The organism is Sphingomonas sp. CBMAI 2297 (genome assembly GCF_029870595.1).
Taxonomy (GTDB): domain Bacteria; phylum Pseudomonadota; class Alphaproteobacteria; order Sphingomonadales; family Sphingomonadaceae; genus Sphingomonas.
In genome coordinates, this window is the sequence record NZ_JAPDIR010000009.1 from 27,272 (window position 1) to 48,058 (window position 20,787).

Genomic DNA, 20,787 nt, shown 5'->3' on the forward strand with positions numbered 1-20,787 from the left:
CGCTCGGCGGGATGACGCAGGGGGTTTTACGCGCTAGGTGCCCAGGATGACCGAGCTTTCCAAGACAGAATGCGCGGCAGTGGAGAGAGCCGCGGCGTCGCCCATGCTGGCGCGCACCGAGGCCTGGACTGCGATCAACAGCGGCACTCGCAACCTGGCGGGGCTGAGTCGCATGGCCGATGCCCTGGCCGATGCCTTTTCCGCCCTGCCCGGCCACCTCGCGCTGGTGGAGCCCGAGCCCGCCGAGAGCATGACGGCGGACGGGCAGGTGCAGGCATTGGCGCATGGCCACCACCTCCATCTCGCCGTGCGGCCCGAAGCGCCGGTACAGATATTGCTGACCGGCCATATGGACACGGTCTACGGCGCCGATCACCCCTTCCAGGCGAACCGCTGGCTGCCCGACGGCAATCTGAACGCGCCCGGCGCAGCCGACATGAAGGGCGGGCTCGCGCTGATGCTCGCCGCGCTGGAGGCAGTGGAGGGGAGCCCGCTGGCGGGCCGCCTGGGCTATGAGGTGCTGATCAATTCGGATGAGGAGACCGGCTCCTTCTCCTCGGCCGGGCTGATCGCGGGCGCCGCCAAGGGCAAGGTCGCGGCGCTAACCTATGAGCCCGCCTTGCCCGACGGCACGCTGGCCGGCGCGCGCGGCGGCACCGGCAATTTCTCGATCCTGGTCCATGGCAAGTCGGCCCATGCCGGGCGCAATCCGGATGAGGGGCGCAACGCGCTTGTCGCCGCGGCCGACCTGGCGATGCGGCTGAATGACGCCAAGGCTCCCGGCCTGGCGGTCAATCCCGCCAGGATCGACGGCGGCGGCCCCAACAATGTCGTGCCCGAGCTCGCGATCCTGCGGGTCAATTTCCGGCCCCGGGACAGCGAGGCGATCACCCTGGCGCGGATCGCGATCGACCAGGCCGTCGCGATCGTGTCGGTCAAGCATGACGTGCGCATCCACGTCCATGGCAGTTTCAACCGCCCGCCAAAGCCGCTCGACTCCGGTGCCGAGAAGCTGTTCGCGCTGGTGAAGGCATCCGGCGCCGATCTGGGCATTCCCGTCGCGTGGAAATTCTCCGGCGGCGTGTGCGACGGCAACAACATCGCCGCCGTCGGCGTGCCGGTGGTCGACACCATGGGCGCGCGCGGCGGCCTGATCCACAGCGCCGATGAATTCCTCATTCCGGAGAGCCTGGCCGAGCGTGCCGCGCTCTCCGCCGTCACCATGCTGCGTATCGCCGAGAAGGGAAGATTATGAGTTTCGTGATCCGTGCCGCCCGCGACGAGGATCTGCAGGCGCTTTACGAGATGGCGAAGCTGACCGGCGGCGGCTTCACCAATCTCCAGCCCGAGAAGGAAGTGCTGCGGGCCAAGCTCGCGCGCAGCCATGCCGCCTTCGAGCGCGGCGAGGACGAGAGCGGCGACGACGTGTTCGTGCTGGTGCTCGAGAACAGGGATACCGGCGAGGTGCGAGGCACCTGCCAGATCTTCACCGCCGTGGGGCAGCGCTGGCCCTTCTACTCCTATCGCCTTGCCACCGAGACCAAGCACAGCGAGGAGCTGGGCCGTACCTTCCGTGCCGAGACGCTCAGCCTGGTCAACGACCTGGAAGGGGCCAGCGAGGTCGGCGGGCTGTTCCTGCATCCGGGCGAGCGGGCCGGCGGCCTCGGCATGCTGCTGGCGCGCAGCCGCTATCTCTTCATCGCCCGCCACCGCCAGCGTTTCGCCGAAAGGATCCTGGCCGAGCTGCGCGGCGTGATCGACGAGGCGGGCGGATCCCCCTTCTGGGACGGCGTCGCGGGGCGTTTCTTCGGGATGAACTTCCAGGAGGCGGACAGCTTCAATGCCGTCCATGGCAACCAGTTCATCGCCGATCTGATGCCCAAGCACCCGATCTATACCGCGATGCTGCAGGAGAGCGCGCGCGGCGTGATCGGCCTGCCCCACCCCTCCGGCCGCGCCGCGATGCGCATGCTGGAGAGCGAGGGCTTCGCCTGGGAGCGCTATGTCGACATCTTCGACGGCGGCCCGACGATGACCGCGCGCACCGATCAGGTGAAGACGGTGCGCGACGCCAGGATCGCTCGCGTGGTGGCGGTGGAAGCCGGTGGCGAGCCTGCCCTGGTGGCCACGGGCAGGCTCCAGCAGTTCCGCGCCACCCAGGGCCGCGTGGCCGAGCGGGAGGGGGGCGCGGCGATCGACCCGCAAACCGCCGAGCTGCTCGGTGTGGGCGTTGGCGACGAAATCATGCATGTGGCGCGCTGATGCTCGTCGAGATCAACTTCGACGGGATCATCGGCCCGAGCCACAATTATGCCGGGCTGAGCCATGGCAACCTGGCGGCGACGCGCAATCGGGGCGAGACTTCGTTCCCGCGTGCCGCGGCGCTGCAGGGAGTCGCCAAGATGCGCGCCAACCTGGCGCTCGGGCTCGCCCAGGGCATCCTGCTTCCCCATGCCCGGCCCGACCATCGCTGGCTCGCCAGCCTCGGCACTCGTTTCGAGGATGCTCCGCCGCATAGCCAGGCCCAGGCGCTGTCCGCTTCGCCGATGTGGGCCGCCAATGCCGCGACTGTCTCGCCCGCGCCCGACACGGCGGACGGCAAATGCCATCTGAGCGTCGCCAATCTGGTGACGATGCCGCATCGCAGCCATGAATGGCCCGAGACGCTGGCACAGCTCCGCCTCGCCTTTGCCGGCCCCGCCTTCACTGTGCACGCCCCCGTGCCGGCGCCGTTCGGCGACGAAGGCGCGGCCAATCACATGCGGCTCGCCGCCAGCCATGACGCGCCGGGCGTGGAAGTGTTCGTCTATGGCATTTCGGGCGGCCCCTTCCCCGCGCGCCAGCATCCCGATGCAAGCGCGGCGGTGGCGCGGAAGCATCGGCTCGAGCGCGTGCTGTTCGTCCAGCAATCCGAGGAAGCGATCGCGGCAGGCGCGTTCCACAACGACGTGGTCGCGGTGGCGAACGGTCCCGTGCTGTTCACGCACGAACTGGCCTTTGCTGGCAAGGATCGCTTCTATGCCGATCTGCGCGCGATGCTGCCGCAGGTCGAGATCGTCGAGGTGCCTGCCGCGCAGGTGAGCCTGGCCGATGCGATCAGATCCTATCTGTTCAACGCGCAGCTGGTCACCCTGCCCTCGGGCGAGATGGCGCTGGTGCTGCCGGGCGAGGCACGCGACACGCCTTCGGTATGGCGCTGGCTGCAGGAGCATGTCGCGGGCAACGGCCCGATCCGGCGGCTCGAGGTGGTCGATGTGCGCCAGTCCATGGCCAATGGCGGCGGGCCTGCCTGTCTGCGCCTGCGCGTGGTCTGCGATCCCGCGACGGTCGATCCGCGCTTCCTGGTGGACGATGGCAAGCTCGATCGCATCGCCGGAGTGATCGAGGCGCATTGGCCCGAGGCCATACCCTTCGACTCGATCGCCGATCCGGCGCTGATCGCCCGGGTGGAGGCCGCGCGCCGGGCGTTGCTGGAGGCGTTGGAGATCCCGGAGCTTCTCTAGCGGCACGAGCAGCCGAAGTGTCGGGATAATTGACAGTTAACTATCTAATTTAACGCGAAACTACGTATTTTGGCGCTTGGCCCGGCGCTTGCTTAACCTTTCCCATGCTCTATCGCGTCCGTCGCCTGTTCACGATCAAGACCAAGTTCGAGGCCTTTCTGGTCATCTATGGTCTTGCCTGTGGCGCGACCGAGCGCGGGGTCCATTATCTGGGGAAGTTTCCGGGCTGGGGTGGCTGGATGCTCTTCGCGTTGTGCCCGATTGCTGTATTCATGGCGGGCGCCAAGATACTGGACAGCTTCGATGTTCCGGATTGAGCGGGGAATTGCGTCTGTAATAGTCGGGGGCTAGGGCCGGCGAGCTGGCCTGTGGGGAGGTTCTGAGCGCGTGCGGTTGTTTCGAGGCATTTTTTCCTCTTTGGCGGCGCAGGCGCTGCTGGCGGCGGTCGTGCCGGGTGGACTCATGGTGTTCGTGATGCACGAGAGCCAGCAGGCCGAGCTCGTCCAGCGCGACCGCGAGCGGCTTGACGCCTTCGTGCAGACGGTCGCCGAAGCGGCCCGTGCCGGGCGCCCGCTCGATCAGGCCGCGAACCTGCCCGGGCCGCTTGCCGGCCGGGTCCTGCTCGTGGATCCGCAGGGCCATGCGATCGCCGGCCCCACCACTTCCCTGCCCGCGCGCGCCGAACGCCCCGTCCAGGTCGATGGCCGCACCGTGGCGACGGCACGGGTGGTCCGCCCGCCCGAGCTGTCCGATCAGGACCGGCGGGTCCTCGCCACCCAATATATCGGCGTGGCGGCGATCCTGGTGGTGCTGTTCGTGCTGCTGCTGGTGATGGCCTATGTCTTCGCGCGGCGCTGGTCGCGGCCGCAGCTGCAGCTCTACCGGATGAGCCGCGACGTGGTGAACGGCGACCTCGATCTCTATTTCGACGAGGAAGGCCCGGCCGAGGTCGTGGCGACGATGCGCAACCTGCGCCGCATCGCCAGCCAGTTCAGCCGGCTGGAGACGGCGCGGCGCACCTGGCTGGTCTCGATCTCGGGCGAGCTCAAGGGCCCGACCGAGAATATGGGCGAGCATTTCATCAAGCTGTGCGAGGTGCAGCCGCCGCTTCCGCCCGCGCTGATCGGCGCGATCGAGGAGGACACGCGCCGGCTGATCCACATGGCGGAGGATCTGAACGCGGTGGCGCTCGCCGATCTCGGCCGCCTGCCCGTCACTTTCGCCTCGGTCGATCCGCGCGCGCTGATCCACAATGCCATCTATGCCGATCGCAAGCGCGCCGAGGCGCAGGGCGTGCGGCTGGAGACGAGCACGCTCCCCGAATATACGGTGATCGTGAAATGGGACGGGGCGCGAATCGAGCAGCTGTTCGGCGCGCTGATCGACAATTCGCTGCGCTACACGCCGCGCAACGGCCGGATCGTGCTGGGCCTGGAGAGCTCGCGCGACGCCTGGCGGCTGATCATCGACGACAATGCGCCCGGCGTCGACGTGATGCTCGCCCAGCGCCTGTTCGAGCCTTTCTATCGCAGCTCGGACCGCGCCGACGAATCGGCGGCTTCCGGCCTGGGCCTGGCGACGGCGCGGGCAATCGTGGAGGCGCATCACGGACGGATCGAGGCGAGCCGTTCGCCGATCGGCGGCCTGCGCGTCACGGTGATCCTGCCGGGCAACCCGCCCACGGCCTGATTCGGTCAGCCGGACTCGATTTGCGTCGCGGTCGCCGCGTCCACGCAATCGACGTGCGCGGCGTAGCAGATGCGGGGCGCATTTGTTACGATGGCTGATGTTGATCCGTGCTCTGATGAGTCTTGGCATCGCGGCGATTTTGACATCGCCCGCTCATGCACTTTGCAGCTACCGTGGCGTGGATAACGCAAAGACCACTGTCGCCCAGGAGTTCAAGGATTCTCGCTGGGTTGTTCGTGCCCATGTGGTTTCCGCAGACTATCATTGGTCCGACGAAAACGAATCGTGGGTCCTCTACCGGCTCGAAGTCGTCCAGAGCTTCAAGGGCGATCTTCCGCGGAGATTCACTTTCTTCACAATGCGGAACAGCGGCGGATTCTACATGGATGGCGATGGCGGAGTGCCTGATCTGGACGGAGACTATCTATTGTTTCTCACGCGCCGGCCCTGGCCTCGCTCCGATCCGCCGGCAGCCAGGGGGGCGTTGTGGGTCAACTATAATTGCGGCCAGTCGAAAGCCTGGTCGCAAGTGACCCAGAAAGAAAATGCTCAGCTTCGGGAGCTTTCGGCTCGGCGGTGAGCGCGCCCGAGCCCCAAAACATAAAAACCCCGCTAAGCCGATGGCCTAGCGGGGTTTTTAATGGCGCGCCCGGAACGATTCGAACGTCCGACCCTCAGATTCGTAGTCTGATGCTCTATCCAGCTGAGCTACGGGCGCGCTGTGGAGGGGTGCCTTTAGAAGCGGTTTTCGGATCGCGCAAGCCGTTGCGTGCAGTTTTCCACAGGCATAAGGCGCTGACATGCGATTTATTCTGCTGCTCAGCCTCGCCGGGCTCGCCGGCTGCACCCAGGCGACGGGGCGATACCCCTCGCTGCTGCCCCGCCCGATCGAATCGACGAGCCTCGCCGAGCCCGAGCGGCCGGTGCCGGTCGCGACGCCCGACGCCGCGCTCGACAAGCGGATCGCCGAGATCCGCGCCGGGCTCGACGCCGGCGCCAGGGCCTTCACCGCCGGCGCCCAGGATGCCGAGGCCCGGATCGCCGTGTCGCGCGGCTTGCCCCAGGGCTCCGAGGCGTGGCTGCAGGCGCAAGTGGCGATGGGCCAGCTTGCCGAGCTGCGCCGCCCGGCCGTGACGGCCCTGTCCGACCTGGACGAGCTGGCGACCCAGCGCGGCGTCGACGGCCTGCCGCCCTATCCGGCGCTCGATGCCGCCCTGGCCGACGCCGACCGCGCCGCCACCGCGCAACAGGCCCGGATCGATTCGCTCGAGGCCGCGCTGGGCGGCACGGGCGGCTAGTCAGTTCCCCGCCAGCTCCGGGTGCAGCACCCGGAGCACCGGCATCACCGAAGCATAATCGTCGGTCCAGGGCTCGAAGCCGGGCCAGGACCGTAGCCGCCGCCAGCCTCCGCCCCGCGCCACCAGCCGGTCGAGCACCGCCTGGTCATGGCTGAGCGCGATCCATTCCGACGCCGATTCGGCCCTGGGCTCCACCTGATCCACCTTCGTGCCGCCGCCCGGCTGCGGCGTGGCAACGAAATGCGGCTCCGGCTCGTAGGACAGCCGCACCGCCTTCCAGCCGCCATCGCGCGCGGCGGCGGACACCACGGGGGCCAGCGCCATGAACCGGTTGGAGATATGGACTAGCAGCAGCCCGTTCGGGGCAAGCACCCGGCCATAGGTGGCGAAGGCCTGGCGCGTCAGCAGGTGCATCGGCACCGTATCCGACGAGAAGGCATCGAGCGCGAGCAGGTCGAGGCTGGCGCTCTGCGTCTCGGTGAGGCGCACGCGCGCATCGCCGATCGAGATGCGCGTCTGCGGCGCGCATTGCCGCAGGAACGTGAACTTGCCCGAATCGCGGGCGAGATGGACGATCGCCGGATCGATCTCGAAGAAGCGCCAGCTCTGGCCGGGCCGGGCATAGCAGGCGAGCGTGCCGGTGCCGAGGCCGACCACGCCGACGCGCGCGGCGGGACCATAGAGATCGGGCAGCGCCTGCATCGCCTGCCCCACGCCCGATCCCGGCACGTAATAGGTGGTCGGCCGGGTCGAGAGCGCCCCTTTCAGCTGGATGCCGTGGAGCGTGGTGCCGTGCGCCAGCTGGCGCTCATCGTCATAGTCCGTGACGGTATAGACACCGAAATAGCTGCGCGTGCGGGCATCGGTGAGCGAGAGCTGGATCGAGCGATAGCCGCCGAACAGGATGAGGCCGCCCGCCAGCGCTGCCAGATAGGCCGGGCGGCGCCCGACCGCGAACAGCCCGAGCAGCGCGACGAGCACAAAGGCGATCTGCTCGTGCATGATGCCGAGCAGGTTGCCGGGATTGACCGCGCCGAGCCAGACCAGCAGCGCGACCAGCACGACCAGCGTGATCGTCTTGCCGCGGGTGCCGTGCCGCCAGAAATCCCCGATCGCCGCGAGGAGGAACATCTGCGGGCAGAGCGCGCCCGCCGCGAGGACGAGCAGCGGATATTCATAGGTCCAGTCGAACAGGATCGGCGCGATCAGGCCGGCGAACACGCCGCCGAGCACGCCGCCCACCGACATGGCGAGGTAGAAGCCGGTGAGCCGGTCCGGCGCCGGGCGCAGGGCATACATGCGGGCATGCAGCGTCACCGATACGGTGAAGAGCAGCAACAGCCCGATGATCGCGTTGAGATAGGCGAGCTGCTGGTGGCCGGCGATCAGCGTCGCGCCGAACATCAGGATGATGACCGGCGCGAACTTGGTGAGGATCTCGGGCAGCACCGCATTGTCGCGAAAGGCCACCGAGAAGCTGAGCAGATAGAGGCCGAGCGGCAGCACCCACAGCATCGGCACCGCGACGATGTCGGTCGTGAGGAAGGTCGTCGTCGCCAGCATCAGGCCCGAGGGGACCAGCGCCAGCGCGATCCAGTGGAACACCCGGCGCCAGGGCGGCGCGGGCGTATGGTGCGCGACATGCGGCTCGCCTTCCGCCCGGCGCGGCAGGCGCGCGGTGCAGCCCGCGACCAGGATCAGGACCAGGATATAGCCGCCGGTCCACAGCCAGCTCTGGCCCTTGAGCGCCAGATTGGGCTCGACGATCAGCGGATAGGCGATCAGCCCGCCGAAGCTGCCGATATTGGAGGCGGCGTAAAGGGCATAGGGGTCGCGCCCGTGACTGGCGATGCTGTACCAGCGCTGGAGGAGCGGCGCCTGGGCAGAGACGGCGAAGAACAGCGGACCGATCGAGGCGACGAGCAGCCAGGGTACCCAGAGCGCCGGCTCCGCGTCGCCGGGCAGTTCCATCGCGATCACGCCGATCGGCAGCCACAGTGCCGCGATCAGGAGCACCGCGAGATGGATCGTCCCCTGGGCCCGCGGCGACACCCGGCCCAGCCAATGCGCATAGGAATAGCCGCCGAGCAGCAGCGCCTGATAGACCAGCATCGCGCTGTTCCACACCGCCGGCGCGCCGCCCAGTTGCGGCAGCGCCATGCGCGCGACCATGGGCTGGACGAGGAAGAGCAGGAAGGAGCCGGCGAGGATCGCGGCGACGAACAGCCAGCGCGTGGTCCGCGTGCCGGGCTGCGGCGTCCCGTCGTCGATTGCATTCTCCATCGCTTCAGGCCTCCGCGCCGCTGTGCAGCGATTCGGCTTGCCGATGGATGAACCAGGCGCGGAAGTTTACGAAGCCTAGGCTATGGGGGGCCCGATTTCCCTCCCCGGAATTTGGGCCCTGTCCGGATATGGCGGGCTGCGGGATGTGCGACACGATCATGCCGTGGACGCAAGCAGAGGAAACCCTACTAGTAAAGGGTCCGGGTGCGCCGACAGTCCCGATCTCGGTTCGACCTGGAACTTATCGGGGTAGATGGGGCCATCGCGGCTCCATTACTCCAGATGTCGATTGGGCCCGATCGGGGACGCATACCCCCCTCCGTCCCCCTCTCCGTCAGCCCCCGCTTCCCTCTCTCCGTCATCCCCGCGAAGGCGGGGATCCAGGGCCATGCGCAAGGGCCGCGTGGGTCGCGTTACCGTCTCCGACAACCGCTTCGATTGTCCCATATTATCCTGGATCCACGCCTTCGCGGGGGATGACGATGGATGCGGGATGATGGTGGAGAGTATGAGCCCGTGACCCAGGCCCCTGCCACAATCCGGGAATGGTGAAATCTCCGGATCGCAAGGCGGAAAGCGCCGGCCGACCCGGCGCCTCACCCGCCGGGCCGTGCGATCCGATAGGTGATGTGCGGGTTCAGCCAGTCGGGTGCCTGGGGATGGATGAAATCCTCGGCGGGAACCCGCACCATGCCCAGCCGCTCCATCAGCCCCCAGCTGCGGGCGTTGCCGAGCACCGTCATCGCCGCGACCGTCGGCACGTCGAGGCTGGCCCAGGCCCAGTCGAGGCTCGCCTGCGCGCCTTCGCGGGCATAGCCCCTGCCCCAATGAGCCGCCGCGAAGCGCCAGCCGATCTCGGTCTCTCCGAAGAGCGGTGTTCCCTCCGGCCCGGGCTTGAGGCCGCAAAAGCCGAGGAACGCGCCGTCTTCCTTGCGCTCCACCGCCCAGAAGCAATGGCCATGGGCGTCGAGCAGGGCATTCTGCCGCGCCATCGCGGCATCGGCGGCCTCGGGACTCAACGGCGGACCAAGGAACTCCATCACCGCGGGGTCCCGGCCCATGGCGTGCCAGGCCGGCCGGTCGCTTTCCCGCCAGCGACGCAGGACCAGGCGTTCGGTCTCGATCATGCGGGGCGCTCCAGGATATACACGATCATCGCGCCCACGGGATCGTCGGGCGCATGCGCGCGGAGGTGGAAGTCGAGATCGGGGCGGCGACGCATGCCGAGCCGCTCCATCAGCCCCCAGCTGCGATCGTTGGCGATCGTGGTCCAGGCGCCGATCGCCGGCGCATCGAGATGGGCCCAGCCCCAGGCGATGCTCGCCGCGGCCGCCTCGCGGGCATAGCCCTTGCCCCAATGGGCCTCGGCGATGCGCCAGCCGATCTCCGGCATGCCGGCAACCGGCGCTTCGGGGCCATAGTTGCTGGCGATGCGGAGGCCGCAGCTGCCGATCAGCTCGCCGGTCTCGCGGAGCATGGTGGCCCAATAGCAGAAGCCGTAACGCGCCTGATCCTCGAGCCGCCGCGCGAACATCGCGTCGATGTCCGCCGGCGCCTTCAGCCCGCCGAGCCGCGCCATCATCGCGGGCGTGTTGACCAGGGCTTCGAATGCCGGACGGTCGGCGGGCGTCCAGGGACGCAGGCTGAGGCGCGCGGTCTCGATCATGCCGGGCGGTCGATCGCGTAGACGATCATCGCGCCGAAGGGGTCGCCGGGCGCATAATCGGGGTGCCGGAAATCGAGATCGGCGCGGCGGCGCATGCCCAGCCGCTCCATCAGCCCCCAGCTGCGGCGGTTGCCGATCACCGTCCAGGCGGCGATGCGCGGGCGGGCGGTATTGGCCCAGCCCCAGGCGATGCTCGCCTCGGCCGCCTCGCGGGCAATGCCCTGCCCCCAGAATTTCTCGCCGATGCGCCAGCCGATCTCCAGCTCCTCGGGCACCGGCGTGCCGGGATGGCCGCCGATGCGCACGCCGCAGACGCCGGCCAGCTCGCCGGTCTCGCCGATCTCGACCACCCACATGCAATGGCCGTGGCGCGCTTGCTGCGCCATCATCTTGTCGATGATCGCGTCGTGCTTCGCCCGGGGTACGGGGCCGCCGAAATGCTCCATCATCGCCGGCGTGTTGGCGAGCGCATGGAAGACGGGCTTGTCCGTCTCGCGCCAGGGACGGAGGATCAGGCGCGCCGTCGCGATCATCCGGCGAGCAGCCTTGCCGCCAGCGGCGCGTGATAGCTGAGCACGCCCGAGCAGCCGGCCCGGCGAAAGGCCATCAGCGTCTCGAGCACCAGCGCCTCGCGCTCCCCTGCCCCGGCCGCCGCGGCCGCTTCGATCATCGCGTACTCGCCGGAGACCTGATAGGCGAACACCGGCACCTGGAACGCGTCCTTCACGCGCAGGATGATGTCGAGATAGGGCAGCCCGGGCTTCACCATCACGCTGTCCGCGCCCTCGGCCAGGTCGAGCGCGACTTCCCGCAGCGCTTCCTCGGCATTGGCCGGATCCATCTGATAGGTCTTCTTGTCGCCCTTGAGCAGCCCGCGGCTGCCCACCGCGTCGCGGAAGGGGCCGTAAAAGGCCGAGGCATATTTGGCGGCATAGGCCATGATCTGGACGTTGACATGGCCATTGGCTTCGAGCGCGCCGCGGATCGCGCCGACCCGGCCGTCCATCATGTCCGACGGGGCGACGATGTCCGCCCCCGCCTCGGCCTGGAGCAGCGCCTGGTCGACCAGCACGGCGCTGGTCTCGTCGTTGAGGACATAGCCCTGAGCATCGACGATGCCGTCATGGCCATGCGCGGTATAAGGGTCGAGCGCCACGTCGGTGAGCACGCCGATATCGGGCACCGCGTCCTTGATCGCGCGGATCGCCCGGCACATCAGATTGTCCGGATTGAGCGCCTCGCGCCCGTCATCGGTGCGCAGCTCCCGCGGCGTGTTGGGGAAGAGCGCCAGGCAGGGAATGCCGAGCTCGCGGGCCTCGCGCGCGCGCGCCGCGATGTCCTTCACGCCCCAGCGCGAGACGCCGGGGAGCGAGGCGATCGGCTCTTCCGCCGCGCCTTCGGTGACGAAGAGCGGCCAGATCAGGTTCGCCGGGGTGAGCACGGTTTCCGCGTGCAGCCGGCGGCTCCATTCGGAGGCGCGGGTGCGGCGGAGGCGGAGCGCGGGATACTGACTCATGGCCGCGCTGATGCGCCCTCAGCAATTGGGTTGCAAGCGCCCCGCGGGCTCGGTGGCGGCGAGCGCCTCCTCCTCCACCGCGACGGGCTCGGGCGGCACTTCCAGCACTTCGCTGCGCCAGTGGCCATAGCGATAGTAGAGCGCCGCCAGCGCCAGCGAGCAGGCAGACCCGATCGGAAAGGCCAGCCACAGCGCGTCGCTGCCGAACCAGCGCTGGCCGAGGACGGCGAAACCGAAGCGGATCGGGAAAAGCGTGATCGCCAGGATGACCAAAGGCGGCACGGTGGCGCCGTTGGCGCGGACGGTGGAGAACAGCACCATGGTCGCGCCGAACATCACGAAGGTCCAGCTGGCGAGCAGCTGGATGTGGCGCGCGATCGGGATCGCCGGGCTGTCGCCGCCGACGAACAGCGCCATGACCGGGCGATCGAACAGGAGGATCGCGACGATCACGACCAGGGTTATGACGGTGTTGTAGGCCAGCCCGGCGCGGGTGATCGCGTTCACCCGGTCCCATCTCCCCGCGCCGATATTCTGCGCGGCCATGCTCGACACGGCGACGCCGATCGCCATCGCCGGCATCTGGATATAGGTCCAGAGCTGCTGCGAGACGGCATAGGCTGCGGCGGTGTCGACGCCGAGCCGGTTGACCAGCCCGATCATGGTGAGGCCGGCGGTGGACATGACGAGCATCTGCGCGCCCATCGGCAATCCCTTGGCGACAATGGTGCGGACCAGCGCCCTTTCCGGGATCAGATAGTGCAGCTCATGGCCCCGCAGCCGCACCGGCAAGTCGCGCCAATAGACGTAGAGGAGCAGGCCGAAGGACGAGACCAGCCCGGCAAGCAGCGTCGCGGTGGCCGAGCCGGCGATGCCCATGCGGGGGAACGGGCCGATGCCCTGGATCAGCAGCGGGTTCAGCCCCGCGTCGATCGTGACGCTCAGCACCATGAACCAGAGCGGCGTGATCGAATCGCCGGTGCCGCGCAGGCTCATCTGGATGAGCACGCCGAGCATGCTGAACGGCAGGCCGAGGAAGATGACGCGCAGATAGTCGCGCGCCATGTCCTGCGCCTCGCCGGGGGTGGCGAGCAGGCGGAGGATCTGCGGGGCGAACAGCCAGCCGAGGATCGCGATCACCACCGCGCCGCCCATTACCAGCCCGATCGCCGAGCCGAAGGCGCGCCGCGCCGCCTCGACGTCGCGCCGCCCCATCGACTGGCCGATCAGGATCGTCGCCGCCATGCCGAAGCCGAACACCGCCGAGAACATCAGGAACATGATGATGTTGGCATTGGCGGTTGCCGCCAGCGCCTGCTCGCCCAGGAAGCGGCCGACCCAGATCGAGTTGATCGAGCCGTTCAGCGACTGGAGGATGTTCGAGCCCAGCGTGGGCAGCGCGAACAGCAGCAGCGTCCGGCTGATCGGGCCCTGGGTCAGGTCGTGGCGTTGGGGAGGACCGGCCATGGCGCTCGCTCTGGTTGGAGTCGGCGGAAAGGACCTCCCGCCGCTCCTCACCAGCACCCGGCGGCGGTCAGGTCAAGCCGGCTGGGCGCGCCGGCGGCGCATCACCCAGAGCGCGATCGTGCCCAGCGCGAACAGGCCCAGCGCCTCCTCCGGGATCGGGCTGGGATCGCCGCCGCCCGGATTGGTGGTGCCCGGCGGCGTATAGGTGCCGGTATAGGTGCCGAGGTGGAACTCGCCGTTCTGGACGAGGCTGCCGAACACCGCCGAGCCCTGGATATAGTTGCCGGTGGTCGCCGCCGCGCTCGGCGCGAGCACCGATCCGCCCCAGGCAGTGGTGGCGTTCAGCGTCTTCGCATCGGGGAAGTTCCAGATCACGTGCTGGCCCAGCCCCTGGGTGCCGCCCAGGAAATTGTCGTTGAGCGTCACGTTCGCGCCGCTGACGTTGACGATCGCGGTGTCGGCGCCGTTCAGGTTGAACTGGATCTCGCCGATCTTGTCGAGATCGGCGGCGCTGATGTTGAACACCGCCACGCCGTCCGCGTTCGGCACCGCGTTGAAAGTGCCGCGATTGCCGGCGATCACCAGGTTGCTGTTGGCATCGAGCCCGCCCAGCGTGCGCGACAGGTCGGTCAGGCTGCTGGTGAGCAGGCTGCCCTGCTGCTTCAGATTGACCGAGAAGGCCGGATCGCTCGCCGTCAGGCCCGACTGCACGGTGTTCTGGTTGACGTTGGTGTTGGCGATCGTGCCGCCGACCTTCACCGTCTGCGCCGGCCCGTTGAGGTTGAAGCCGCTGTTGACGTTGCCGCCGATCACCGCGCCCGAACCGTTGTTAAGGTTCTTGGTCGAGCCGTTGACATCGCCCACCACGGTGAGGCCAGGCACGCCGAGCGGGCTCGGGGCGGGATTGCCGATCTGATAGTTGGAGGAATTGCCGTTGAGGTTGCCGCCGACGAAGGTCCGCCCCTCGACTTCCGACGAGGAGGTCAGGTCGCCGAGCACGACGAGGTTCCAGGTGCGCAGCGCATCGAGCCCGGCGATGGACTGGGCGGACGCGGGCATGGCGGCGAACAGCGCCGCTGCGGCAATGCCGGCGGAAAGCAGAAGGCGGTTCATGGCGACTCCGAGGGATTAGCGACTCGGAGTTGGTTAAAGGGGCTGGAATGCCCGGAGGATATTGAGAACTATGGTTAACGGCGTCCCGTATCGGGAGGCTCGCCCATTTCCGTCATCCCGGCGAAAGCCGGGATCTCATGCGATCATGAGCGAAAAGCCCAGTGCACGAGACCCCTGCTTTCGCCGGGATGACGATCTGGATCAGCCCAGCCGCGCCAGCGCGGCCGACAGCCGCTCCGCCTCGGCGGCCTTTTCGGCATGGTCGGTGCGGGCCTTCTCGACTGCCTCGGGCTTGGCCTTCTCGACGAAGCTGGCATTGCCCAGCCGGCCCGCCAGGCCGTCGCGCTCCTTCTCGGCCGCGGCGATCGCCTTGGCGAGGCGCGCCTTCTCGGCTTCGATGTCGACCACATCGCCGAGCGGCACCACGAAGGTCGCCTCGTCGACGATGATCTGCAGCGAGCCGCCCGCAGGTACTTCGCCCGCGGCCTGATCGACACGGGCGAGGCGCGCCAGCGCGGCTTCCTGGCGGCCCAGGCGCGCGCTGGTCTCGGCCGAGGCGTCGCGCACGAACACCGGCAGGCGCGCACCCGGCGGCACGTTCAGCTCGGTGCGGGCGGCGCGGATCTCGCTCACCAGCCGGATCAGCCAGTCCACCTCCTGCGCCGCCGCCGGATCGAGCGCGCGGGCATCGGCCATCGGCCATCTCGCCACGATCAGCTCGTGATCGCGCGGACCCATCTTCGACCACAGCTCCTCGGTGATGAAGGGCATGAACGGGTGGAGCATGACCAGGATCTGGTCGAGCACCCAGCCCGCCACCGCGCGCGTCTCTTCGGCACCCTCGGCGCCTTCGCCCTGAAGGACCGGCTTGATCAGCTCCAGATACCAGTCGCAGAAACGGCTCCAGACGAACTGGTAGATGCTGTTCGCCGCCTCGTCGAAGCGCAGATCGGCCAGCGCGAGGTCGATCGCCTGGACGGTGGCGACCGCCTCGGCGACGATCCAGCGATTGACCGCCAGCTGCGCCGCAGGCGGCTCGAGCGTGGTCGAGGCCGAGATGCCGTTCGACTGGGCGAAGCGCGCGGCGTTCCACAGCTTGGTCGCGAAGTTGCGATAGCCCTCGATCCGGCGCTCATCCATCTTGATGTCGCGGCCCTGGCTTTCCATCGCCGCCATGAAGAAGCGCAGCGCATCGGCGCCATAGCTGTCGATCAGCCCGAGCGGATTGACGACATTGCCCTTGGACTTGGACATTTTCTGCCCGTCCGCCGCACGGACAAGACCGTGTAGATACAGGGTCTTGAAGGGCACTGCTTTCATGAAGTGCAAGCCCTGCATCATCATGCGGGCATCCCAGAAGAACAGGATGTCGAAGCCCGAGATCAGCACGTCGTTCGGATAGCGGCCGCCGAGCGTGGCATCGGGATTCTCCGGCCAGCCCATCGTCGCGAAGGGCCAGAGGGCGGAGGAGAACCAGGTGTCGAGCACGTCATTGTCCTGCCAAAGGATGACGGCATCGGGGTTCCCGGCCTGCATTTCGCGGGCTGCCTGCTCATTTTCGACGATCAGGATGGCTCCGCCCGCAAGGTCGACGCCGGTGCCGGGGCTGCCCGACGTTACGAGCCCTGCGAGTTCTTCCTCGCTCTCCGCGACGAAGATACGGCCATCCAGTGCGAACCAGGCCGGAATCCGGTGCCCCCACCAGAGCTGGCGGCTCACGCACCAGGGCTGGATGTTCTCCATCCAGTTGAAATAGGTCTTTTCCCAGCTCTTCGGCACGATCTTCGTGGCGCCCGAGCGCACGGCCTCGATCGCCGGCTTGGCCAAGGTAGCGGCATCGACATACCATTGGTCGGTCAACCAGGGCTCGATCACGTCGCCCGAGCGATCGCCGAACGGCGTCGCGATCGTGCGTGGCTCGGCGTCATGCGCCGCGCCTTCCTTGTCGATGTGCGGGATCAGGAAGCCTTCTTCCTTCAGCCGCGCGACCACCAGCTTGCGCGCCTCGAACCGGTCGATGCCGAGCAGTTCGGCGGGGATCAGCCCGTCGGCGGTCTGGGTAATGCGGGCCTTGGCGTCGAGCATGTTCAGCATGTCGCGCGCCTCGATCCCGGCCCGCCTGCCGACCTCGAAGTCGTTGAAATCATGCCCCGGCGTGATCTTCACCGCGCCCGAACCGAGCTCGGGATCGGCGTGCTCGTCGGTGACGATCGGGATCAGGCGGCCGGTGATCGGCAGCTTGACCATCTTGCCGACCAGCGCGGTGTAGCGCGTGTCCTCGGCGTTCACCGCCACCGCCATGTCGGCGAGCATCGTCTCGGGGCGCGTGGTCGCGACCTCGATGAAGCCCGAGCCGTCGGCTAGCGGGTATTTCAGGTGCCAGAAACTGCCCTTGACGTCCCTGGTCTCGACTTCGAGGTCGCTGATCGCGGTGCCCAGGCCCGGATCCCAGTTCACCAGCCGCTTGTCGCGGTAGAGCAGGCCCTGCCTGTGCAGCTCGACGAACACCTTGAGGACGGCCTTGGAGAAGCCCTCGTCCATGGTGAAGCGCTCGTCGGACCAGTCCATCGAGCAGCCGAGGCGGCGGAGCTGCTGCGTGATCTCGCCCCCGCTCTCCTCCTTCCACTCCCAGACCTTGGCGACGAACTCCTCGCGCGTGAAGTCGGTGCGCTTCTGCTGTCTGAGGTTCATCTGGCGCTCGACCACCATCTGGGTCGCGATGCCGGCATGATCGGTGCCGACCACCCAACGCGCGTCCTTGCCCTTCAGCCGGGCGTGGCGGACCAGGATGTCCTGCAGCGTGTTGTCGAGCGCATGGCCGATATGCAGGCTGCCCGTCACGTTGGGCGGCGGGTTCACCAGCGTCCAGGGGTCGGCGCCGTCACGCTCGGGGCGGAACAGGCCGTTGGCTTCCCAATGCCGGTACCAGCGGGATTCGAGCTCGGCGGGGTCGAAGGTCTTGGGCAGTTCGGTGGTCATGCCCCTGCCCTTAGCGAGGTGTTTGCGTGGTGCAAACTCCCTCGCCCCACTTCCGTCACCCTGAACTCGTTTCAGGGTCCAACGCGCCGCAAGCGATATCGCCGGTGGAAAGTTGGATGCTGAAACGAGTTCAGCATGACGGAAGCTTATTGCGGCTATGGCCTTACTTGACGGCAGTCGCGCCGGCATCCTGCTGCTTGCCGGTATACCGATCCAGCCAGCCCAGCACGGTGCCATACCATTGCATCGAGTTCTTCGGCTTCAGCACCCAGTGGTTCTCGTCCGGGAACACCAGCAGCTTGGACGGAATCTCGCGGCGCTGGAGCGCGGTGAAGGCAGCGAGCCCCTGGGTATAGGGAATGCGGAAGTCCTTCTCGCTGGTGATCACCAGCTGCGGGGTCTTCCATTTGTCGACATGGTTGACCGGGTTCCACTTCTCGAATGCCGCGGGGTCCTCGAAATAGGCCTTGCCGCCATGTTCCCATTCGTCGAACCACAGCTCCTCGGTCTCATAGGCCATGGCGCGGGCGTCGAACACGCCGTCATGCTGGACGATGCACTTGAACCGGTCCGGCCACTGGCCTTCGATCCAGTTCATCATATAGCCGCCATAAGAGGCGCCCAGCGCGCAGGCATTGCCGGCATCGAGATACGCAAACTTGTCCGTCGCGGCCTTGAGGCCCTTTTGCAGGTCCTCGAGCGGCCAGCCGCCCCAATTGTTGCGGATCGCGTCGGTGAAGGCCTGACCATAGCCGGTGGAGCCGTGGAAATCGACCGCGACCACCGCATAGCCGGCACCGGCGAACACCGCGGGGTTCCAGCGATAGGACCAGCTGTTGTTGCTGCTTCCCTGCGGGCCGCCATGGACGATGAAGGCGATCGGCGCCTTCTTGCCCACCGCCAGGCTGGCCGGGCGCACCGCATAGCCCCAGACCGTGTCGTTGTTGGCACCGGCGAAGCTGAAGCGCTCGACCTTCGGCAGGTCGATGCCGGCGAGCTTCTCCGCATTGACCGAAGTCAGCCGGGTGCTGGCCTTGCCCTTGAGCTGGTAGAAATCGTCCGGCGCGGTGAGGCTGTTCATCGAATAGACGATGCCGCCCCTGGTCGGCACCACCGCGGTGACGTTGCCGAGCTGGGTGAGCCGGGCGACCTTGCCGGTCTGCGGATCGACCGACCAGATCGGAGTCTCCTGGGTATCCTCGGCCGTGACGTACAGCGCCTTGGAATCCGGCGCCCAGGCGATGGAGGCGACCGAACGGTCCCAGGCCTGGGTAAGTGCCTTCACTTCGCCGGTGGCGAGGTTGCGCAGCTGGAGCACCTGGCGATCGGCCTCATAGGTGGCGCGCGCCATCGAGAAATAGGCGAGCCACTTGCCGTCTGGCGAGACGGTGGGGAGATTGTCCATTCCCTCGTTCGCCTTGGTGAGGTTCACCGGCGCCGAGCTGCCGTCCGCGGGAGCGGCGAAAATGTCGAGATTGGTCGATTTGGATTCGATCCGGCCGGCCTCGCGCAGAGCAAAATAGACGGTCTTGCCGTCCGCGCTCCACGACACTTCCTCGCCGCCGCCGAAGGGCTTCGAAGGCGTGTCGCCGATCAGCCCGCCGACGATGGGCACGCCGTTGCCGGTGGCACCGTTCGGGCCGAAGGGCAGCACGAAGAGCTGCGAGCGCTCGCCGTTCGACCATGTATCCCAATGGCGGACAAAGAGCTGGTCATAGGTGCGCCCGGAGCCGGCGTTCGGATCCTTCTTGACCATCGCCGGCTCCAGGCTGGGCGCGCCGGGCTTGCGATCGGCCCAGACGAGCAGCTTGCTGCCGTCGGGCGAGACCTTGAACCCGTTGAACCCGCCCGGGATATGGGTGAGCTGCGTTGCGGTGCCGCCGGTGATCGCGATGCCCCATACGGCATCCTCGCCGCCCTTGTCCGACTGGAACCACACGGTCCTGCCGTCCGCCGAGAATTGCGGGCTGGTCTCGTTGACATCGGCCTCGGCGACGAGCTTCTCGGGCCTGGCGCCCTTCACCGTGAGATCGAGGCGCCACAGGTCATAACGGCCGCGATTGGCGGCGAGATCGGTCTCGCGCTGCTGCCAGACGAGCCAATGGCCATCGGGCGAGACCGCGGGGGCGCCGACGCGCGACAGGGTGGCGACGTCCTGGATGGTGAGATCACGCGCCAGCGCGGGCGCCGCGGCGAAAGCGAGCGTGACGCTCGCGAGCAGGATATATTTCATGCCGCGAGGATAGCCGGAAGGTTGCGGCCGTTACAATCGGTCAGCGCACTAGACCGGCGACAAAGCCCCAGGTCCAATCGAAAGTTGGGATGCGGGCACCGCGATGGCTCCTTCTACACCCCGTCGCTCCGGCCTTGTGCCGGGGTCCACCGGGAGGCAAGAGGCTCCTAGGGTAGAAATCCGATCAAGGCTTTGATTTCTTTCGCCATCTCCGCGATTCCCTTCACCATCCCCGCGCAGGCGGGGATCCAGGGCCAGGAGCGGATTGCGCTCAATCGCGTCCCGCGCCCTCCAGGGAGCGCCGGCCTGGTAGCCTCTTTGTCCCGCGCTACCCTGCATCCCCGCCTGCGCGAGGATGACGGGCCTTGCTGATTGAGTCGTGACCCTAATGCTGGACTTGAGGCACTGTGAACCCCGGCTCAAGGCCGGGATGACGGATATGGCGGCTGAATCCAAGCCTTCGCCCCTTGCCCGCCTTAACAGGCAACCGAGGCGACGACGGGGCTGGAAATAATGGCCCGACCTATTGCCGCCCGGTGATCCGCGAAATCTCGCGGGCGACCATCTCTTCCACCAGCCGCGGCAGATTGGCGTCGAGCCAGTCTCGCAGCATCGGCTTCAGCATCTCGCGCACCATGCCCTCGAGCGTGTCCGTGCCGGTGACCTCGGGCTTCACCACCATGCGCGACAGCGCCTCGAGCGGGCCGCGCGTCGCTTCGGCGGCGCGGTCGGACAGGATCGGATCGGCGGGCACCTCGGCCGCGGCCTTCGGGGCGGCTTCGGGCGGCGTAGGGGAACCCATCGACATCGGCGTCGGCGTCTCCAGTCTGTCCTCGTCGACCGGCTGGCTCAGTTCGAGCACTTCGTCGATGGCGGCGGGCTTGTCCGCCACCGTCGTCGCACGTCCGCCGCGGCGCGCACGCGTCGCGATGGCCGCATCGCCTTCCTCGGCGATGATGCGTTTGATGGAGGATAGAATCTCCTCCATCGACGGCTCGCTACTGATGTCCCCCATCAACCGGCTACTCCTGAAAGCCCCG

At 67.7% G+C, this 20,787-nt stretch carries 17 protein-coding genes and 1 tRNA gene; 7 read left to right on the forward strand and 11 right to left on the reverse strand.

Going from position 1 to position 20,787, the window contains the following annotated elements:
* Positions 1-46: 46 nt before the first annotated feature.
* From OMP43_RS13620 to OMP43_RS13645, 6 genes are all read left to right on the forward strand, one after another.
* Complete coding sequence (locus OMP43_RS13620; protein ID WP_280280082.1) at positions 47-1,255, forward strand: hydrolase; 1,209 nt, start codon at positions 47-49, stop codon at positions 1,253-1,255.
* Positions 1,252-2,262 (forward strand): arginine N-succinyltransferase, encoded by a 1,011-nt coding sequence (locus tag OMP43_RS13625; RefSeq protein ID WP_280280083.1) that lies wholly within the window; start codon positions 1,252-1,254, stop codon positions 2,260-2,262. Before OMP43_RS13620 ends, OMP43_RS13625 begins: the two co-directional genes overlap by 4 nt.
* Positions 2,262-3,503, forward strand: a complete 1,242-nt coding sequence (locus OMP43_RS13630) for an N-succinylarginine dihydrolase (protein WP_280280084.1) — start codon at positions 2,262-2,264, stop codon at positions 3,501-3,503. The genes OMP43_RS13625 and OMP43_RS13630 overlap by 1 nt, the downstream gene beginning before the upstream one ends.
* A 104-nt stretch (positions 3,504-3,607) precedes the next feature.
* Positions 3,608-3,820, forward strand: coding sequence for a hypothetical protein (locus OMP43_RS13635; protein WP_280280085.1), 213 nt, complete (start codon positions 3,608-3,610; stop codon positions 3,818-3,820).
* A 130-nt stretch (positions 3,821-3,950) separates the two neighbouring features.
* A complete protein-coding gene (locus OMP43_RS13640; RefSeq protein ID WP_280280086.1) occupies positions 3,951-5,192 on the forward strand; it encodes an ATP-binding protein in 1,242 nt (413 codons plus the stop codon).
* Between the two features lie 97 nt (positions 5,193-5,289).
* Positions 5,290-5,772 carry a hypothetical protein gene (locus OMP43_RS13645; RefSeq protein WP_280280087.1) on the forward strand — a complete coding sequence of 161 codons (483 nt, stop codon included), beginning with the start codon at positions 5,290-5,292 and terminating at the stop codon, positions 5,770-5,772.
* Between the two features lie 61 nt (positions 5,773-5,833).
* Here the strand turns inward: OMP43_RS13645 and OMP43_RS13650 are convergent.
* Positions 5,834-5,910, reverse strand: a tRNA-Arg gene (locus tag OMP43_RS13650).
* An 82-nt stretch (positions 5,911-5,992) separates the two neighbouring features.
* On the opposite strand from OMP43_RS13650, the gene OMP43_RS13655 reads away from it, so the two are divergent.
* Positions 5,993-6,490, forward strand: coding sequence for a hypothetical protein (locus OMP43_RS13655; RefSeq protein WP_280280088.1), 498 nt, complete (start codon positions 5,993-5,995; stop codon positions 6,488-6,490).
* Here OMP43_RS13655 and OMP43_RS13660 read toward each other — a convergent pair whose 3' ends face one another.
* The 10 genes from OMP43_RS13660 to OMP43_RS13705 all read right to left on the reverse strand — a co-directional run bounded on the left by OMP43_RS13660 (position 6,491) and on the right by OMP43_RS13705 (position 20,762).
* Positions 6,491-8,773 (reverse strand): fused MFS/spermidine synthase, encoded by a 2,283-nt coding sequence (locus OMP43_RS13660; RefSeq protein ID WP_280280089.1) that lies wholly within the window; start codon positions 8,771-8,773, stop codon positions 6,491-6,493.
* Positions 8,774-9,369: 596 nt separating this feature from the next.
* Positions 9,370-9,900, reverse strand: coding sequence for a GNAT family N-acetyltransferase (locus tag OMP43_RS13665; protein ID WP_280280090.1), 531 nt, complete (start codon positions 9,898-9,900; stop codon positions 9,370-9,372).
* Entirely contained in the window at positions 9,897-10,439 is a 543-nt protein-coding gene (locus OMP43_RS13670; RefSeq protein ID WP_280280091.1) for a GNAT family N-acetyltransferase, read from the reverse strand. The genes OMP43_RS13665 and OMP43_RS13670 overlap by 4 nt, the downstream gene beginning before the upstream one ends.
* Positions 10,436-10,972 carry a GNAT family N-acetyltransferase gene (locus OMP43_RS13675; protein WP_280280092.1) on the reverse strand — a complete coding sequence of 179 codons (537 nt, stop codon included), beginning with the start codon at positions 10,970-10,972 and terminating at the stop codon, positions 10,436-10,438. The genes OMP43_RS13670 and OMP43_RS13675 overlap by 4 nt, the downstream gene beginning before the upstream one ends.
* Positions 10,969-11,955: a porphobilinogen synthase gene (hemB, locus tag OMP43_RS13680; RefSeq protein WP_280280093.1), complete on the reverse strand. Its 987-nt coding sequence runs from the start codon at positions 11,953-11,955 to the stop codon at positions 10,969-10,971. Before hemB ends, OMP43_RS13675 begins: the two co-directional genes overlap by 4 nt.
* Before the next feature lie 18 nt (positions 11,956-11,973).
* Positions 11,974-13,422: an MATE family efflux transporter gene (locus OMP43_RS13685; RefSeq protein ID WP_280280094.1), complete on the reverse strand. Its 1,449-nt coding sequence runs from the start codon at positions 13,420-13,422 to the stop codon at positions 11,974-11,976.
* Between the two features lie 72 nt (positions 13,423-13,494).
* The gene (locus tag OMP43_RS13690; protein WP_280280095.1) at positions 13,495-14,535 is read right to left on the reverse strand and encodes a choice-of-anchor A family protein; all 1,041 of its coding nucleotides are present in this window, start codon (positions 14,533-14,535) and stop codon (positions 13,495-13,497) included.
* Positions 14,536-14,736: 201 nt separating this feature from the next.
* On the reverse strand, positions 14,737-17,514 hold the full coding sequence (locus OMP43_RS13695) for a valine--tRNA ligase (RefSeq protein ID WP_280280096.1): 2,778 nt from the start codon (positions 17,512-17,514) through the stop codon (positions 14,737-14,739).
* Positions 17,515-17,677: 163 nt separating this feature from the next.
* Complete coding sequence (locus OMP43_RS13700; RefSeq protein ID WP_280280097.1) at positions 17,678-19,747, reverse strand: S9 family peptidase; 2,070 nt, start codon at positions 19,745-19,747, stop codon at positions 17,678-17,680.
* A gap of 523 nt (positions 19,748-20,270) precedes the next feature.
* Positions 20,271-20,762 (reverse strand): DUF2497 domain-containing protein, encoded by a 492-nt coding sequence (locus OMP43_RS13705; RefSeq protein ID WP_280280229.1) that lies wholly within the window; start codon positions 20,760-20,762, stop codon positions 20,271-20,273.
* Positions 20,763-20,787: the final 25 nt, after the last annotated feature.

Excerpts from the sequence above, each read along its gene's own strand:
- OMP43_RS13620 (WP_280280082.1), top strand. The coding sequence starts at position 47 with ATGACCGAGCTTTCCAAGACAGAATGCGCGGCAGTGGAGAGAGCCGCG.
- OMP43_RS13625 (WP_280280083.1), top strand. The coding sequence starts at position 1,252 with ATGAGTTTCGTGATCCGTGCCGCCCGCGACGAGGATCTGCAGGCGCTT.
- OMP43_RS13630 (WP_280280084.1), top strand. The coding sequence starts at position 2,262 with ATGCTCGTCGAGATCAACTTCGACGGGATCATCGGCCCGAGCCACAAT.
- OMP43_RS13635 (WP_280280085.1), top strand. The coding sequence starts at position 3,608 with ATGCTCTATCGCGTCCGTCGCCTGTTCACGATCAAGACCAAGTTCGAG.
- OMP43_RS13645 (WP_280280087.1), top strand. The coding sequence starts at position 5,290 with ATGTTGATCCGTGCTCTGATGAGTCTTGGCATCGCGGCGATTTTGACA.
- OMP43_RS13655 (WP_280280088.1), top strand. The coding sequence starts at position 5,993 with ATGCGATTTATTCTGCTGCTCAGCCTCGCCGGGCTCGCCGGCTGCACC.
- OMP43_RS13660 (WP_280280089.1), bottom strand. The coding sequence starts at position 8,773 with ATGGAGAATGCAATCGACGACGGGACGCCGCAGCCCGGCACGCGGACC.
- OMP43_RS13665 (WP_280280090.1), bottom strand. The coding sequence starts at position 9,900 with ATGATCGAGACCGAACGCCTGGTCCTGCGTCGCTGGCGGGAAAGCGAC.
- OMP43_RS13670 (WP_280280091.1), bottom strand. The coding sequence starts at position 10,439 with ATGATCGAGACCGCGCGCCTCAGCCTGCGTCCCTGGACGCCCGCCGAC.
- OMP43_RS13675 (WP_280280092.1), bottom strand. The coding sequence starts at position 10,972 with ATGATCGCGACGGCGCGCCTGATCCTCCGTCCCTGGCGCGAGACGGAC.
- hemB (WP_280280093.1), bottom strand. The coding sequence starts at position 11,955 with ATGAGTCAGTATCCCGCGCTCCGCCTCCGCCGCACCCGCGCCTCCGAA.
- OMP43_RS13685 (WP_280280094.1), bottom strand. The coding sequence starts at position 13,422 with ATGGCCGGTCCTCCCCAACGCCACGACCTGACCCAGGGCCCGATCAGC.
- OMP43_RS13690 (WP_280280095.1), bottom strand. The coding sequence starts at position 14,535 with ATGAACCGCCTTCTGCTTTCCGCCGGCATTGCCGCAGCGGCGCTGTTC.
- OMP43_RS13695 (WP_280280096.1), bottom strand. The coding sequence starts at position 17,514 with ATGACCACCGAACTGCCCAAGACCTTCGACCCCGCCGAGCTCGAATCC.
- OMP43_RS13700 (WP_280280097.1), bottom strand. The coding sequence starts at position 19,747 with ATGAAATATATCCTGCTCGCGAGCGTCACGCTCGCTTTCGCCGCGGCG.
- OMP43_RS13705 (WP_280280229.1), bottom strand. The coding sequence starts at position 20,762 with ATGGGGGACATCAGTAGCGAGCCGTCGATGGAGGAGATTCTATCCTCC.